The 15,182-nt window shown below is 65.0% G+C and carries 11 protein-coding genes; 8 read left to right on the top strand and 3 right to left on the bottom strand.

Annotated features, from left to right (window positions below):
- Position 1: 1 nt before the first annotated feature.
- From xdhA to EOA23_RS03500, 4 genes are all read left to right on the top strand, one after another.
- Positions 2 to 1,483, top strand: coding sequence for a xanthine dehydrogenase small subunit (gene xdhA, locus EOA23_RS03515; RefSeq protein WP_127302886.1), 1,482 nt, complete (start codon positions 2 to 4; stop codon positions 1,481 to 1,483).
- Positions 1,483 to 3,831 carry a xanthine dehydrogenase molybdopterin binding subunit gene (gene xdhB / locus EOA23_RS03510; RefSeq protein WP_127302885.1) on the top strand — a complete coding sequence of 783 codons (2,349 nt, stop codon included), beginning with the start codon at positions 1,483 to 1,485 and terminating at the stop codon, positions 3,829 to 3,831. The genes xdhA and xdhB overlap by 1 nt, the downstream gene beginning before the upstream one ends.
- A gap of 62 nt (positions 3,832 to 3,893) precedes the next feature.
- Entirely contained in the window at positions 3,894 to 4,976 is a 1,083-nt protein-coding gene (gene xdhC, locus EOA23_RS03505; RefSeq protein ID WP_127302884.1) for a xanthine dehydrogenase accessory protein XdhC, read from the top strand.
- A gap of 471 nt (positions 4,977 to 5,447) precedes the next feature.
- Positions 5,448 to 6,278, top strand: a complete 831-nt coding sequence (locus EOA23_RS03500) for a PhzF family phenazine biosynthesis protein (protein WP_127302883.1) — start codon at positions 5,448 to 5,450, stop codon at positions 6,276 to 6,278.
- 63 nt (positions 6,279 to 6,341) lie between these two features.
- On the opposite strand, the gene EOA23_RS03495 is transcribed toward EOA23_RS03500, so the two are convergent.
- From EOA23_RS03495 to EOA23_RS03485, 3 genes are all read right to left on the bottom strand, one after another.
- Complete coding sequence (locus EOA23_RS03495) at positions 6,342 to 7,592, bottom strand: LLM class flavin-dependent oxidoreductase (RefSeq protein ID WP_127302882.1); 1,251 nt, start codon at positions 7,590 to 7,592, stop codon at positions 6,342 to 6,344.
- Positions 7,589 to 8,554, bottom strand: coding sequence for an LLM class flavin-dependent oxidoreductase (locus EOA23_RS03490; RefSeq protein ID WP_127302881.1), 966 nt, complete (start codon positions 8,552 to 8,554; stop codon positions 7,589 to 7,591). Before EOA23_RS03490 ends, EOA23_RS03495 begins: the two co-directional genes overlap by 4 nt.
- An 896-nt stretch (positions 8,555 to 9,450) precedes the next feature.
- On the bottom strand, positions 9,451 to 10,371 hold the full coding sequence (locus EOA23_RS03485) for a LysR family transcriptional regulator (RefSeq protein ID WP_126063139.1): 921 nt from the start codon (positions 10,369 to 10,371) through the stop codon (positions 9,451 to 9,453).
- 144 nt (positions 10,372 to 10,515) lie between these two features.
- Between EOA23_RS03485 and EOA23_RS03480 the strand changes: the two genes are divergently transcribed.
- The 4 genes from EOA23_RS03480 (at position 10,516) to EOA23_RS03465 (ending at position 15,038) form a co-directional block, all read left to right on the top strand.
- Positions 10,516 to 11,742, top strand: a complete 1,227-nt coding sequence (locus EOA23_RS03480) for a urate hydroxylase PuuD (RefSeq protein WP_127302880.1) — start codon at positions 10,516 to 10,518, stop codon at positions 11,740 to 11,742.
- A 2-nt stretch (positions 11,743 to 11,744) separates the two neighbouring features.
- On the top strand, positions 11,745 to 13,061 hold the full coding sequence (guaD, locus tag EOA23_RS03475; RefSeq protein WP_127302879.1) for a guanine deaminase: 1,317 nt from the start codon (positions 11,745 to 11,747) through the stop codon (positions 13,059 to 13,061).
- A 217-nt stretch (positions 13,062 to 13,278) separates the two neighbouring features.
- Positions 13,279 to 13,782 carry a heme-degrading domain-containing protein gene (locus EOA23_RS03470; protein ID WP_127302878.1) on the top strand — a complete coding sequence of 168 codons (504 nt, stop codon included), beginning with the start codon at positions 13,279 to 13,281 and terminating at the stop codon, positions 13,780 to 13,782.
- Complete coding sequence (locus tag EOA23_RS03465) at positions 13,779 to 15,038, top strand: glycerate kinase (RefSeq protein ID WP_127302877.1); 1,260 nt, start codon at positions 13,779 to 13,781, stop codon at positions 15,036 to 15,038. The genes EOA23_RS03470 and EOA23_RS03465 overlap by 4 nt, the downstream gene beginning before the upstream one ends.
- The last annotated feature ends 144 nt before the right edge of the window (positions 15,039 to 15,182 follow it).

The following is a 15,182-nucleotide window of genomic DNA, read 5'->3' as shown; positions in this document are numbered from 1 at the left end:
CATGGCCGATACCAAGATCCGCAACGAGATACGGTTCATCCTGAATGGCGGCGACGTGGCCCTGAAGGACATCGCGCCCGATGCGACGCTACTCGACTGGCTGCGGCTCAACCGCTCGCTGCGCGGCACCAAGGAAGGCTGCGCCGAGGGCGACTGCGGCGCCTGCACGGTGCTGGTCGGCAAGCTTGCCGGCGACGGCCTGGTCTATGAAAGCGTCAATGCCTGCATCCGCTTCATGGGCTCGCTCGACGGCACCCATGTCGTCACCGTCGAGCATCTGCGCGGCGAGCCTGGTAAGTTGCACCCCGTGCAGCAGGCGATGGTCGATTTCCACGGCTCGCAATGCGGCTTCTGCACGCCGGGCTTCGTCATGTCGCTCTACGGGGTCTGGATGAAAACGCCCGATCCCTCCAACGCCGCGATCGAAAAGGCGCTGCAGGGCAATCTTTGCCGCTGCACCGGCTATGAGGCGATCATGCGCGCCGCGCATGCCATTTCGAGCTATGGCAACGCGGCCAAGGATCCGCTGGCGGTGGAGCGCAAGGACATCACCACACGTCTGAAGGCATTGCGCGATGGCGCCAGGGTCGAGATCGGGTCGGGCAAGGCGCGGTTGATCGTGCCGGCCGGCGTCGACGACTTCGCCGCCGTGCTCGAGAAGGTGCCGGGCGCCACCATCGTCGCCGGCTCGACCGATGTCGGCCTCTGGGTCACCAAGCATATGCGCGACATCTCGCCGGCGATCTTCATCGGCGCTCTCGACGGCCTGCGCGCCATCTCGGAGAAGGACGGCGTCATCACCATCGGCGCGGGCGTAACCTACACCGAAGCCTTCGAGACGCTGTCGAAGCGCATCCCGGCCTTGGGACCGCTGGTCGACCGCATCGGTGGTGAGCAGGTGCGCAACATGGGCACGATCGGCGGCAACATCGCCAACGGCTCGCCGATCGGCGACACGCCGCCGCCCCTGATCGCGCTCGGCGCGCAGCTTACGCTGCGCAAGGGCAAGAAACGCCGCACGATCCCGCTCGAAAGCTTCTTCATCGCCTATGGCAAGCAGGACCGGCAGCCCGGCGAGTTTGTCGAGGCAGTGCATGTTCCGGTGCCGGCGGGCGGCGAAAAATTTGCCGTTTACAAGGTCACCAAGCGCCGCGACGAGGACATCACCGCGACGCTCGGGGCTTTTTACCTGACGTTGGCCAAGGACGGCACGGTGGCCGATATCCGCATCGCCTATGGCGGCATGGCGGCGACGCCGAAGCGCGCCGCGGCGGTTGAGAAGGCATTGATCGGCAAGGTCTGGAGCGAAGCGACCGTGGAGGCGGCTATGGCCGAATACGCCAGTGACTTCACGCCGCTCACCGACATGCGGGCAAGCGCCGAATATCGGGCGCTGGCGGCGAAGAACCTTCTGCTGCGCTTTTATGTCGAGACGACCGGCACCAAGGCGCCGCTACAGGTTTCGCGCAGCGAGGCGGCCTGATGACCAAGCATGTCCCCAACCTGAAGGCGCAGAAGATCTCGGGCGGCGTCGCCAGCGACCAGCGGCACGATTCCGCGCACAAGCATGTCAGCGGCACGGCGGTCTATATCGACGACATGCCGGAGCCGGCCGGCACGCTGCATGGCTGCCTTGGTCTGTCCGCCGCGACGCATGCGACGATCACGAAGATGGACCTCTCCGCCGTGCGCGCCGCGCCTGGCGTCGTCGATGTGCTGACGGCAAAGGACGTGCCGGGCGAGAACGACATTTCGCCCACCGGCCGTCATGACGAGCCGGTGCTCGCCGATGGCAAGGTCGAGTTCTACGGCCAGCCGATCTTCTGCGTCATCGCCGAAACACGCGAGCAGGCCCGCCGCGCCACCAGGCTGGCCAGGGTCGAGTACGAGCAGCTGCCCTTCGTCACCGACATCGGCGCGCTCGACCCGCGCAAGGACAAGCTTGTCACGCCGCCGCTCACATTGAGGCGCGGCGACGCGGCGGCGGCGATCGAGGCAGCGCCCCGCAGGCTCAAGGGCAAGATGCGTCTCGGCGGCCAGGAACATTTCTATCTCGAAGGTCATATCGCCATGGCCGTGCCCGGCGAGGACCACGACGTCACCATCTATTCCTCGACCCAGCATCCGAGCGAAGTCCAGCATATGGTGAGCCATGCGCTGGGCATCCCGAGCAACGCCATCACGGTGGAAATCCGCCGCATGGGCGGCGGCTTCGGCGGCAAGGAAACGCAGGGCAATCAGTTCGCGGCACTTGCGGCAATTGCCGCCAAGCGCCACCATCGCGCGGTCAAGATCCGGCCCGACCGCGACGACGACATGACCGCGACCGGCAAGCGGCATGATTTCCTGATCGACTACGAGGTCGGCTTCGACGACGACGGCAACATCCTCGGCGTCGACTTCATGTTCGCCGCGCGCTGCGGCTTCTCCTCGGACCTCTCCGGGCCGGTCACCGACCGCGCGCTGTTCCACTGCGACAACGCCTATTTCTGGCCGGCGGTGCACGCCCAGTCGGCGCCACTCTACACCAACACGGTGTCGAACACCGCCTTCCGCGGCTTCGGCGGCCCACAAGGCATGATTGGCGCCGAGCGCGTCATCGACGAGGTGGCCTTTGCCCTCGGCAAGGATCCGCTCGAGATCCGCAAGAAGAACTTCTATGGAACCAGCGACCGCAACGTCACGCCCTACCACCAGACGGTCGAGGACAATGTCATCCAGCGCATCATCGCCGAGCTGGAGGCGAGCTCGAACTATGCGCGGCGCCGGCGCGAGATCAGCGCCGTCAACGCCAACAGCCGCTTCATCAAGCGCGGGCTGGCGCTGACGCCGGTCAAGTTCGGCATCTCCTTCACCGCCACGCACTACAACCAGGCCGGCGCGCTGGTGCATGTCTATACCGACGGTTCGGTGCATCTGAACCATGGCGGCACCGAGATGGGGCAGGGCCTCTACCTCAAGGTGGCGCAGGTGGTGGCCGAGGAGTTCCAGATCGACCTCGATCAGGTGAAGATCACCGCGACGACCACCGGCAAGGTGCCGAACACCTCGGCGACCGCCGCCTCGTCCGGTTCCGACCTCAACGGCATGGCGGCGCAGAATGCCGCCCGTCAGATCAAGGACCGGCTGACCAACTTCGCCTCGGAAAAGTACCAGGTACCGCGCGACCAGGTGCTGTTCCTGCCCAACCGCGTCCGTATCGGCAATCAGGAGATACCCTTCGGCGATCTGGTCAAGCAGGCCTATATGGCCCGCATCCAGCTGTCGGCGGCCGGCTTCTACAAGACGCCGAAGATCCACTGGAACCGCGACAAGGGCGAAGGTCGCCCGTTCTACTACTTCGCCTATGGTGCGTCCTGCTCGGAGGTCTCGGTCGACACGCTGACCGGCGAATATGTGGTCGAACGCACCGATATCCTGCATGAGACCGGCCGCTCGCTGAACCGAGCCATCGACCTCGGCCAGGTCGAGGGCGGCTTCATCCAGGGCATGGGCTGGCTGACCACCGAGGAATTGTGGTGGGACGACAAAGGCCGCCTGCGCACCCATGCGCCGTCGACCTACAAGATCCCGCTCGCCTCCGACAGGCCGAAGATCTTCAACGTCACGCTGGCCGACTGGTCCGAGGCGAACGAGCCGACCGTGCATCGCTCCAAGGCCGTTGGCGAGCCGCCTTTCCCGCTCGGCATGTCGGTCCTGCACGCGCTTTCCGACGCGGTCGCGAGCGTCGCGGATCACAGGATCTGTCCGCGCCTCGACGCGCCGGCGACACCGGAGCGTGTCCTGATGGCGATCGAGAGGCTGAAGCGGGAGGCCACGCAGACGGCCTGAATACGCCTAAACGTGCAAATCGAGGCGCAAAACGCTATATTTCCAGGATGGAAATGCCGACGATGAACTCGAAAGTGCAAGATATGAAGGCGTTCCTTGGCCAAACCGGCCGGGTCGCCCTCGTCGAGGTCGCGGTCACGAAAGGCTCGACCCCGCGCGAGGCCGGCGCCTTCATGCTCGTCTCGGCATCGGCCATTTTCGGCACCATTGGCGGCGGCCAGCTCGAATATATGGCGATCGACAAGGCGCGGCAGATGCTCTCCCCCCGTGAGGGGGGTGAGAAGCGTTCGGCCGAAGGCCGAGAAAAAGCCAATGATTTGGCCTTTTCAGCGACGAACGCCCGGAGCCATAGCGAAGGGCCAGCCGCGAAGCGGCCAGAGGGGGCCGCCTCAGAAGGCACCGCCAAGGCGTCGAGCACTGCCGCGGCGACCCCACCGGGCGGCTTCGCCGCCACCCTCCCCTCAAGGGGGAGGGAAACCCGCATCGAGGTCGATGAAGTTTGCGCCACGCTCAACGTGCCGCTCGGGCCGGAGATCGGCCAATGCTGCGGCGGCCGCGTCGAGGTGTCGATCCGCCTCGTCGACGGCTCGCTGGAACAGCGGCTGATCGCCAACGCTCAATCGGAAGAGGCGCACCGTCCGCATGTCTATCTCTTCGGCGGCGGTCATGTCGGCCAGGCGCTGGCCGCGTCGCTGGCGCTGCTGCCAATCCACGTGGTCGTCGTCGAAACCCGATCCGAGGCATTGGAGGGCATGCCGGAAACGGTGGAGACCCGGCTGACGCCGATGCCGGAAGCCGTGGTGCGCGAGGCGCCGGCCGGATCGGCTTTCGCCGTCCTCACCCATGACCATGCGTTGGATTTCCTGATCGTCGCCGAGGCGCTGAAGCGCGACGACACCGCCTATGTCGGCATGATCGGTTCGAAGACCAAGAAAGCCACCTTCAGGAGCTGGTTCCTGAAGTCGGCCGAGGGCAGCGAAGCCGAGTTCGACCGCCTTGTATCGCCGATCGGCGGCAGTGCCGTGAAGGACAAGCGCCCACCGGTGATTGCCGCGCTCGCCGCCGCCGAGATCATGACGGCGCTGGTATCGCACCGCGCCCAGCCGGCTAACTCGGATACGCCTGAAAAGACGATGGCCGGCTAAGTCAGCCGGCCATGTGGGCGGGCAAGCTTGGGTCCCTCGCCCCCACAAGTGGGCTACGACATGCTCACATTTCCAAGAGGCTGGTCTTTGGCGATAACGCACACGGCAGCTGGCCCGCGCAGTGTCCAATGCAGCGCTGGTCGACCCCCACTCCGTCTCGGCTTCGCCGAGCCACCTCTCCCCCGATCGACGGGGTAGAGGAAAGGCGCCAAGCCCTCTTGCCGTCAGCGCTCGTCCAGCAGCGCTCCCTTCCTTTCCCTCCGGAGGGGGGGAAAGGTGGCGCTGCGAAGCAGCGACGGATTGGGGGAACCACGTGGCAATCAAGCCGAGGCCTGATCAGTCACGCTAGTCACAGCGCCCGACCCCGATTGCAGATGTGACTGGCGCTCACCGCTGCTCAGCGTTTTCTTCATTTCTCAAAGCGGCCCGAAACGTGTTTGTTGCACCGCACAGACAACGGGGCCAGGAAACATGGACGTTTTGCGCATAGCAGCCTTTTCGGACGGCAACACCGGTGGCAATCCCGCCGGCGTGGTGATCGGCGAGGCCTTGCCGGACGCGGCCGACATGCAGCGTGTAGCGGCCGAGGTCGGCTTTTCGGAAACCGCCTTCGCGGCGCCCGAAGGCGAAAGCTGGCGCGTGCGCTATTTTTCGCCGGAATCGGAAGTGCCGTTCTGCGGCCATGCCACCATTGCGCTCGGCGCGGCGCTGGTCAGGAAGTTTGGCAACGGGGTCTTCACGCTGATCCTCAATCAGGCGAACATCACCGTCGAAGGTTTTTGCGACGGCGCCAACGTCGCTGCTGCCCTGCAATCGCCGCCGACGCGCAGCCGGCCGGCTTCGTCGGAACAGGCAGGCGAGGCACTCGCCTTGTTCGGCTATGAGCCGGGCGATCTCGGTCCGACCATTCCACCGGCGCTCATCCATGGCGGCGCCGATCATCTCGTGCTGGCGCTGAACTCTCGTGATGCCTTGGCCGCCATGGCTTATGATCTGAAGCAGGGCCAGTCCTTCATGCGGAGAGAGGGTCTTGTCACGATCCTGCTCGCTTACGCCGAGACGCCTCGCCTCTTCCACACGCGCAATCCCTTCGCTTCCGGTGGCGTCTATGAGGACCCGGCGACGGGGGCGGCGACCGCGGCCTTTGCCGGCTATCTGCGCGATCTCGGCTGGCCGCATGGCGGCGCCATCGACATCGTCCAGGGCGAGGATATGGGCATGCGCTCGCGGCTCCGTGCCGATATTTCGCCGACGCCTGGCAGCTCGATCCGGGTGTCTGGAACAGCGCGGCTAATGGACTGAGCTGAAGCAATTCCAGGAAAAGTGCGCCGCGGTTTTCCGTCCGGCATTGCGAAACCAAGAATCTTAAACCGGCCGTTTCACGCCGAGATGGTCGCGCAACGTGCGGCCTTCATAGTCCCTGCGGAACAGGCCGCGCCGCTGCAGCTCCGGCACGACCATCGTCGCGAAGGCGTCGAGCTCGCCCGGGAACCAGGACGGCATCACGTTGAATCCGTCGGCGGCGCCGCCTTCGAAGCGGGCTTGCAATTCGTCGGCAATCTCTCCGGCCGTGCCGACGATCCGCCAATGGCCGCGCGCGCCGGCAAAGTATCGCGCCAGTTCCCGGATCGAGAGCCCGTCGCGGCGCGCCTGCTCGATGACCAGCGCCTGCCGGCTCTTCATGCCTTCGCTCTCCGGCAGCTCGGGCAGCGGTCCGTCGATCGGGTAGCGCCCAAGATCGGAGATGCTGAGATAGCTGGAGAGCAGCGCCACGCCGACATCGTCGGGGATCAATTCCTGCAGTGCATCGTATTTCGCCTGTGCCTCGGCCTTCGTGGGGGCGACGATCGGCGCGACGCCGGGCATGATCTTCACGTCGTCCGGCTGGCGTCCGTAGGCGGTGAGCCGCCCTTTGAGATCGTCATAGAAGGCCTTGGCCTCCTCGAAGGTCTGCGCCGCCGAGAACACGACATCGGCGGTGCGCGCGGCCAGATCCTTGCCGTCGTCCGAGGCTCCGGCTTGCACCATCACCGGCGCGCCCTGCGGCGAGGGCGGTATGTCGAGCGGATCGCGCACCGAGAAGCTTTCGCCGTCATGGCCGGCAGGCTTGCGGTGCCAGAGCCCGGTGATCACCCTGGCGAACTCGCGCGCCCGCGCATAGCGGTCGGCATGCGGCCGCAGCCCCGTCGCGCCGAAATTCGCCGCTTCGATCGGGCTTGCCGACGTGACGAGATTCCAGCCGGCCCTGCCGCCGCTCAGATTGTCGAGCGAGGCGAACATACGCGCCAGCCCATAGGGTTCGTTGTAGCTGGTCGATGCCGTCGAAACGAGGCCGATGCGCTCGGTCTGCGCGGCCAGCGCCGAAAGCAGGCTGATCGGCTCGAAGCCGATCGAGCGCGAGGTCTGGCTGGCAATGTTGACATTGGCCTCGCGCAGGCCGGCGGCATCCTCGCAGAACACCATGTCGAACTTCGCCGCTTCAGCCGTGCGGGCAAGTTGTATGTAGTGGTCGATGTCGATCCCGGCGGTGACATGCGCGTCCGGATGGCGCCAGGCGGCGACGTGGTGTCCGGTCGCCCACAGGAACAAGCCGAGCTTCATCTGGCGCGTGCTCATTTTGCGCCTCCTTCGCCGAGCCCGAGACGGGCACGCAGCGTCGCGCCCTGCTGGCCCCCGACGGCGAGACCGTGGCGCCGGAGCTCCGGCAAGACACGGTCGGTAAAATTCTGAAGTGCCGCGACATCAGCCGGCAAAACAAGATTGAAGCCGTCGCAGCCGGCCGACGCCAGCAAGCTTCGAAGCCTGTCGACAGGCGGCTCGGATTCAATGGCGACCGTCAGAAGCACCTTCACGCCTTCCGGTTTGCGGCCGGCGGCAAGCGCCTGGCGTCTCAAGTCTGCGGTCGCAGCATTGGCGGCCTCGGCCGACTGTTCCGCGATCAGAATGACGTCGGCGCCACGGCTCGCGAAATCGCGATCGGTTTCGTTCAGACCCGACATGACCAGCACTGGCGTGTCCTGCGGCGAACGCGCGACATTGAGCGGCCCGCGCACCGCGAAGAACTCGCCCTTGTGGTCGAGCACATGCATCCTGTCAGCATCGTGGAACCGGCCGCCCGCCTTGTCGAACAGCAAGGCATCCGGGTCCCAGCCCCGCCATAACCCCTGGACGATGCCGATATACTCTTCCGCACGACGGCGAAAATCGTCATCGGAGAACCCTTCCGGCCGGCTGAAGTTTGCCGCCTCACGCGGGTTCTGTTTCAGCGTCGCGTTCCAGCCGATACGGCCATGGCTGATGATGTCGAGCGAAGCAAAACGGCGCGCCAGATTGTAGGGCTGGTGCGCCAACGTCGAGGCGCTGGCGACGAGCCCGATCTTCTCCGTCACTGTGGCCAGCGCGGCCAGCAGCGTGGTCGCTTCGAACGGGCTGGCCGAGGGCTCATCGGCGGAGTCGGAAATGATGACCATGTCAACGCCCGCCGCTTCCGCCTTGCGGACGAACGCGCTGATCTGGCCGAGGTCCAGGATGTCGTGTCCGTTGGCGGCGGCGATGTCGAGCGAAATGGCGAGATGCATAGTGCGGCCCTTCGGCTGCCCTGAAATCGGGCAGGCGTCTGGCCACCAACCTAGGCCCCTCTTCGCGCATGGCAACGGGATCGAGTGGGCCACCAGCCTGTCACTTGCCGGCCAGCCTTCTTCTGCGTCGAGGCAGAGGCCTTGGCCCGAATGTCATGTTGGCGGCCACTTGTTTCGGCGATTAGCCGTGAACGCCCCTCGCGGTCGTCATTCTATGGCGGAGCAAGGAGCGAAGCGACGCGGCGCAGACCATAGAATCCATTCCGTGACTTCGAAGTGCCGCCCAACGATGCAGAATTCTGCGCCGCTGCGCCATATGATTAAGTCACGGAATGGATCCTCGGGTCTGCGCGCCGCTTCGCGTCGCTCCGCCCGTGGATGACGACGTCACGGAGGCTTCGGCCAATCCCTCGGCGATTAGCCTGAACGCCCTTCGCGGTCGTCATTCTATGGCGGAGCAAGGAGCGAAGTCGACGCGGTGCAGACCATAGAATCCATTCCGTGACGTTGAAGCGCCGCCCAACGGTGCAGAATTCTGCGCCGCTGCACCATACGATGAAGTGACGGAATGGATCCTCGGGTCTACGCTCCGCTTCGCGTCGCTCCGCCCGTGGATGACGACGTCACGGAGGCTTCGGCCAATCTCTCGGAGATTAGCCGTGAACGCTCCTCGCGGTCGTCATTCTATGGCGGAGCAAGGAGCGAAGCGACGCGGCGCAGACCATAGAATCCATTCCGTGACGTCGAGGCGCCGCCCAACGATGCAGAATTCTGCGCCGCTGCGCCATACGATTAAGGTCACGGAATGAATCCTCGGGTCTGCGCTCCGCTTCGCGTCGCTCCGCCCGTGGATGACGAAGTTCGCGGGCTTCCGCCAACCGCTAGACAAGCCACCGCTACTTCCCCGCCAAAATATCCTTGATCAGCCGCTGGCAGCGCTCGGCCATGAAATCGAGCAGCAGCCGCACCTTCGGGTCCTGCAGCTTCTTGTGCGGATAGACGGCGGCAAACTGCACCGGCGTCGGCGGCGTCTGGGGCAGGATCACCTTCAGCCGGCGGTCGCGGATGAAGGGCTCGACCTCGAAACGCGGCTTGTTGATGATGCCGCGCCCCGAAAGCGCCCAGCCGGTCAGCACGTCGCCATCGTCTGTGTCGTAAGGGCCGTGCACCTCGAACTTCTGCTGGCCGCTCGGCGTCTGCAGCGTCCAGACATATTCGCGCGCGCCGGCATAGCGCAGCATCAGGCAGTCGTGCTTCCTGCCGACCAGTTCCTGCGGTTCGGCGGGCTCGCCGCGCGCTTCCAGATATTTCGGCGCCGCCACCAGCACGCGCTCGCATTCCATGATGCCGCGCATCCGAAGGCTCGAATCCTCGATGATGCCGAGGCGGAAGGCGACGTCGATGCCTTCCTTCATGATGTCGACATTGTGGTCGGAGAGCCTGAGCCGCACCTCGATATCGGGATATTTGTCGTGGAAATCCGGGATGCCCGAGGCGATCAGCCGCCGTCCGAGGCCGAGCGGCGCCGTAACCCTGATGGTCCCGCGCGGCTGGCCGGAAAGCGCTGCGACCGCCGCTTCCGCCTCGGTGATGGCGTCCAGCACCTGCTTGGCGCCGGTGTAGAACACCGTGCCGTGCTCGGTCGGCATCAATTGACGGGTCGTGCGGTTGAACAGCCGCACCCCCAGATGCTTTTCCAGTTCCTTGATGCGGTTGGAGGCGACGGCCGGCGAAATGCGCATGTCACGCCCCGCCGCCGACAGATTGCCGAGCTCGACGACACGGACGAAGACGGCGATGTTGTCGAGATAGGCCATGCGTGGCTCTCAAACGGCTATAAAGGTAAGCCTAGTATTTTACATTTTTTTTTGAAAGTCATCGCGCGCCTCGCCTCTTTTCGTTTGCGCTGCACACCGTAAAGTCGCTCTCATCGGCAGGGACGATTTCCCAGGGGCGACACAATGATGGATTTCGCGATTTTCTGGGACTGGCTGAGCTTCGCCGTCCGCTGGCTGCATGTCATCACCGGCATCGCCTGGATCGGCTCGTCCTTCTATTTCGTCGCGCTCGACCTTGGCCTGCGCCAGCGCCCCGGCCTGCCCGCCGGCGCCTTCGGCGAGGAATGGCAGGTGCATGGCGGCGGCTTCTACCACATCCAGAAATACCTGGTGGCGCCGGCCGAGATGCCGGAACACCTCACCTGGTTCAAATGGGAGTCCTACGCCACCTGGCTGTCGGGCTTCGCCATGCTCTGCGTGGTCTATTATGCCGGCGCCGATCTGTTCCTGATCGACCCCAACGTGCTCAACATCTCGGCGCCGGTCGGCATTCTTCTGTCGCTGGCCACCATCGGCGTCGGCTGGATCGTCTACGATCTTCTGTGCCGCTCGCCGCTCGGCAAAAGCGATACCGGGCTGATGCTGGTGCTTTACGGCGTGCTGGTCTTTATCGCCTGGGGGCTCACCCATCTCTTCACCGGCCGCGCCGCCTTCCTGCATCTCGGCGCCATCACCGCCACGATCATGTCGGCCAACGTCTTCATGGTCATCATCCCGAACCAGAAGATCGTCGTCGCCGATCTGATCGCCGGCCGCAAGCCGGACCCGAAATACGGCAAGATCGCCAAGCAGCGCTCGCTGCACAACAACTACCTGACCTTGCCGGTCCTGTTCCTAATGCTGTCGAACCACTACCCGCTGGCCTTCGGCACGCAGTTCAACTGGGTCATCGCTTCGCTGGTCTTCATCATCGGCGTGCTGATCCGGCACTATTTCAACACGGTCCATGCGCGCAAAGGCAACCCCACCTGGACATGGCTGGGTGCTGCCGTGCTGTTCATGATCATCATCTGGCTGTCGACCGTGCCGAAGGTGCTGACCGGCGAGCCGAAGACCTCGGCCGCCTCCGCCGCCTCTCAGGTCTATATCGCCTCGGCCCATTTCCCGGCCGTGCGCGACACCGTGCTTGGCCGCTGCTCCATGTGCCACACGGAAGAGCCGGTCTATGAAGGCATCTACCATGCGCCGAAGGGCGTGCTGCTCGACACCGACGAGCGCATCGCCGAGCATGCGCGCGAGATATACATCCAGGCCGGCCGGGCGCATGCCATGCCGCCCGCCAACGTCACCCAGATCACCGACCAGGAACGGGCCCTTCTGGTCGCCTGGTTCGAAGGCGCCGGAAAGTAAGCATGACAGCGAAAATTCTGCGCGGCCGCACGCTCTCCTTCCTGCGCTGGCCCGAAACGATCGACGACCATTCCGCCTGGCGCTACGAGGAGGATGGCGCGCTGCTGATTGACGATGGCAGGATCGTCGCCGCCGGCGCCTATGCGGATGTCTCGAAGAAGGCGGGCGCCGGCGTCGAGACGATCGACCATCGTCCGCATCTGATCCTGCCGGGCTTCCTCGACGCCCATGTCCATGTGCCGCAGATGCAGATCATCGCCTCCTACGGCGCCGAGTTGCTCGACTGGCTGAACAAATACACCTTTCCAGAGGAGTCGAAATTCGAGAACGCCCAGCATGGCCGCCGCATCGCGCGGCTGTTCCTCGACGAGATGCTGCGGCACGGCACGACCACGGTCGCCGCCTACTGCTCCGTGCACAAATCTTCCGCCGAAGCCTTCTTCGCCGAGTCGCATGAGCGCAACATGCTCAACATCGCCGGCAAGGTGATGATGGACCGGAACGCGCCGGATGGCGTGCTCGACACGCCGCAAACTGGTTACGACGACAGCAAGGCGCTGATTGCCGAATGGCACGGCAAGGGCCGCCAGCTCTATGCCATCACGCCGCGCTTCGCCATTACGTCTACGCCCGAGCAGATGGAGATGGCCGGCGCGCTCTGCCGCGAGCATCCCGACCTGCACATGCAGACGCATCTGTCGGAGAACCACGCCGAGATCGCCTTCACCCAGGAGCTTTACCCCTGGTCGCACGACTACACCGACGTCTATGAGCATTACGGCCTGCTCGGCAAAAAGAGCCTGTTCGGCCACTGCATCCATTTGTCGGAGCGCGAGGCGGATGCGCTGTCGCACTCGGGCTCGGTCGCGGTATTCTGCCCGACCTCCAATCTTTTCCTCGGATCCGGCCTGTTCGACTACCAGCGCTATCGTCGGCGCGAAAAAAGTGTGCGGATCGCCGCCGCCACCGATGTCGGCGGCGGCACCAATTATTCGATGCTGCGCACCATGGACGAGGGCTACAAGGTGATCGCACTGAACGGCGAGAAGCTGAACCCGTTCCAGTCCTTCTGGCAATTGACGCGCGGCAACGCCGAGGCGCTGTCGGTGGCCGACAAGGTCGGCACGCTGGAGGAGGGCACCGATGCCGACATCGTCGTGCTCGATGCCCATGCCACGCCGGGCATGCGGCTCAGGATGGAGACGGTCGAGACGCTGGCAGAGGAGCTGTTCCTCTTGCAGACGCTGGGCGACGATCGGGTTGTGCGCGAGGTCTATCTGGCGGGCCGTCCGGCGAAAAGCGCGATTGTCCCAGGGTGACCCCCTCACCCGGATTGCCGACCGAATTGCGAGGGGCAATTCGGGGCAATCCGACCTCTCCCCGAGGGGAGAGGAGTGAGCCGGCGTTGGCGCCAGTCTCTTCTCCCCTCGGGGAGAAGGTGGCCGCGAAGCGGCCGGATGAGGGGGCGTCCGCGATGGATGCTTGACCACACGGAGCTTGTCGTACAAACGACGGTGGGATTTCGGAGAAAGAGACATGGCCACCGCCGACGACATCGCTCTGATCAAGAAACAGGAAGCCACGCTGGTCTTCCCGGCCTTCGACGAGGCCGTCGCCTTCAAGATCGGTTCCGCCATCAGGGATCGGGCGCTGAAGGAAGACCTGCCGATCATCGTCGACATCAGGACCTTCGACCGGCCGCTCTTCTATGCCGCGATGCCGGGCTCCAACGCCTCCAATCCGGACTGGGCGCGGCGCAAGATCAACGTCGTGAAGCGGTATCTCAGAAGCACCTATCGCCTTGTGCTGGAGCAGCAGCGGCCCGACCGCACGTTCAAGGTCGGCGAAGCGCTCGACATCGCCGATTATGTGCTGGCCGGCGGCGGCTTTCCGGTCACCGTGAAGGGCGCCGGCGTCATCGGGGTCATCGCCGTTTCGGGCCTGCCGGAGCGCGAGGACCACGGCGTCGTGGTCGATGCGATCTGCGCGCATCTCGGCGTCGATGCGAGCAAGCTCAGATTGCCGCCGGAAGACAAATGACCGATCCAAAAACCTTCCTCACCTCGATCTTCAACGCCGCCGTCGCCGCCGCCGACCCGGAAAAGACGATCCGCAATCATTTGCCGGCGAAGGCCAAGGGCCGCACCATCGTCATCGGCGCGGGAAAAGGCTCGGCGCAGATGGCGGCGGCCTTCGAGAAGGTCTGGGACGGTCCGGTCGACGGCCTGGTCGTCACGCGCTATGGCTATGGCGCCAGATGCGAGCGCATCGAGATCATCGAGGCGGCGCATCCGGTGCCGGACGCCGCCGGCCTCGAAGCCTCGCGCCGGCTGCTGGAGAAGGTGCGGGGCCTGACCTCCGACGATTTGGTGGTGGCGCTGATTTCCGGTGGGGGTTCGGCGCTGCTGCCGTCGCCCGCACCCGGGTTGACCCTGGCCGACGAGATCGCCGTCAACGAGGCGCTGCTTGCCTCCGGCGCGCCGATCGCGGCGATGAACACCATCCGCAAGCATGTCTCGACCATCAAGGGCGGACGGCTTGCCGCGGCCGCGCACCCGGCGCGGGTCGTGTCGCTGGTCGTCTCCGACATCCCAGGCGACAATCCGGCGCTGGTTGCCTCGGGACCGACGGTTCCCGATACCGGCAGCCGTCAGGATGCTCTGGCCTCGATCGCCGCTTATGGCATGAAGCTGCCGGCCTCGGTCATGGCGCATATCCAGTCGCCCGCCGCCGACGCACCGCGTCCCGACGATCCGCGCTTTGCCGGCAACGAAGTGCATCTGACCGCCTCGGCTGGTGTGTCGCTGGAGGCTGCGGCCGCCGAAGCCAAGCGGCAAGGCATCGAGGCCGTTATCCTGTCGGACGCGATCGAGGGCGAGGCCCGCGAGGTCGGCGGCGTCCACGCCGCGATCGCCCGCGAGGTAGCCACCCGCAACCGGCCTTTCGCCAAGCCCGTGCTGATCCTGTCCGGCGGCGAGACGACCGTGACGCTGCGGGCCAAGGGCAAAGGCGGCCGCAACTCGGAATTCCTCCTCGCTTTCGCCATCGGCATCGATGGCGTCGATGGCATTCATGCCATTGCTGCCGACACCGACGGCATAGATGGTTCGGAGAACAATGCAGGCGCCTTTGCTGACGGCTCGACCGTGGCGCGCATGCGTGCGGCAGGCGTCGATGCCAAGGCAATGCTCGCCGGCAACAACGCCTGGACGGCCTTCAATGCCGTCGACGACCTCTTCGTGCCGGGGCCAACCGGCACGAATGTGAATGATCTGAGGGCGATTCTGGTTAGGTAGCGCGGAACTCCACAGAGGTCGTCATGTATGGACGGCCCCTCTTGGGCAAGAGGCAAAATGACGACGACGGCGTAAGTCTGGAGCGGTCATGTATTCGGCCTTTAGTGCGGTCGATTTCGATGACCGCTGACCAACAAGGGTTAC

It is taken from the genome of Mesorhizobium sp. M2A.F.Ca.ET.042.01.1.1, assembly GCF_003997405.1.
Lineage (GTDB): Bacteria > Pseudomonadota > Alphaproteobacteria > Rhizobiales > Rhizobiaceae > Mesorhizobium.
This window is presented reverse-complemented; position numbering and strand designations above follow the sequence as displayed.

Coding starts and splice junctions, on each gene's coding strand:
- xdhA (WP_127302886.1), top strand. CDS start 2: ATGGCCGATACCAAGATCCGCAACGAGATACGGTTCATCCTGAATGGC.
- xdhB (WP_127302885.1), top strand. CDS start 1,483: ATGACCAAGCATGTCCCCAACCTGAAGGCGCAGAAGATCTCGGGCGGC.
- xdhC (WP_127302884.1), top strand. CDS start 3,894: ATGAACTCGAAAGTGCAAGATATGAAGGCGTTCCTTGGCCAAACCGGC.
- EOA23_RS03500 (WP_127302883.1), top strand. CDS start 5,448: ATGGACGTTTTGCGCATAGCAGCCTTTTCGGACGGCAACACCGGTGGC.
- EOA23_RS03495 (WP_127302882.1), bottom strand. CDS start 7,592: ATGAGCACGCGCCAGATGAAGCTCGGCTTGTTCCTGTGGGCGACCGGA.
- EOA23_RS03490 (WP_127302881.1), bottom strand. CDS start 8,554: ATGCATCTCGCCATTTCGCTCGACATCGCCGCCGCCAACGGACACGAC.
- EOA23_RS03485 (WP_126063139.1), bottom strand. CDS start 10,371: ATGGCCTATCTCGACAACATCGCCGTCTTCGTCCGTGTCGTCGAGCTC.
- EOA23_RS03480 (WP_127302880.1), top strand. CDS start 10,516: ATGATGGATTTCGCGATTTTCTGGGACTGGCTGAGCTTCGCCGTCCGC.
- guaD (WP_127302879.1), top strand. CDS start 11,745: ATGACAGCGAAAATTCTGCGCGGCCGCACGCTCTCCTTCCTGCGCTGG.
- EOA23_RS03470 (WP_127302878.1), top strand. CDS start 13,279: ATGGCCACCGCCGACGACATCGCTCTGATCAAGAAACAGGAAGCCACG.
- EOA23_RS03465 (WP_127302877.1), top strand. CDS start 13,779: ATGACCGATCCAAAAACCTTCCTCACCTCGATCTTCAACGCCGCCGTC.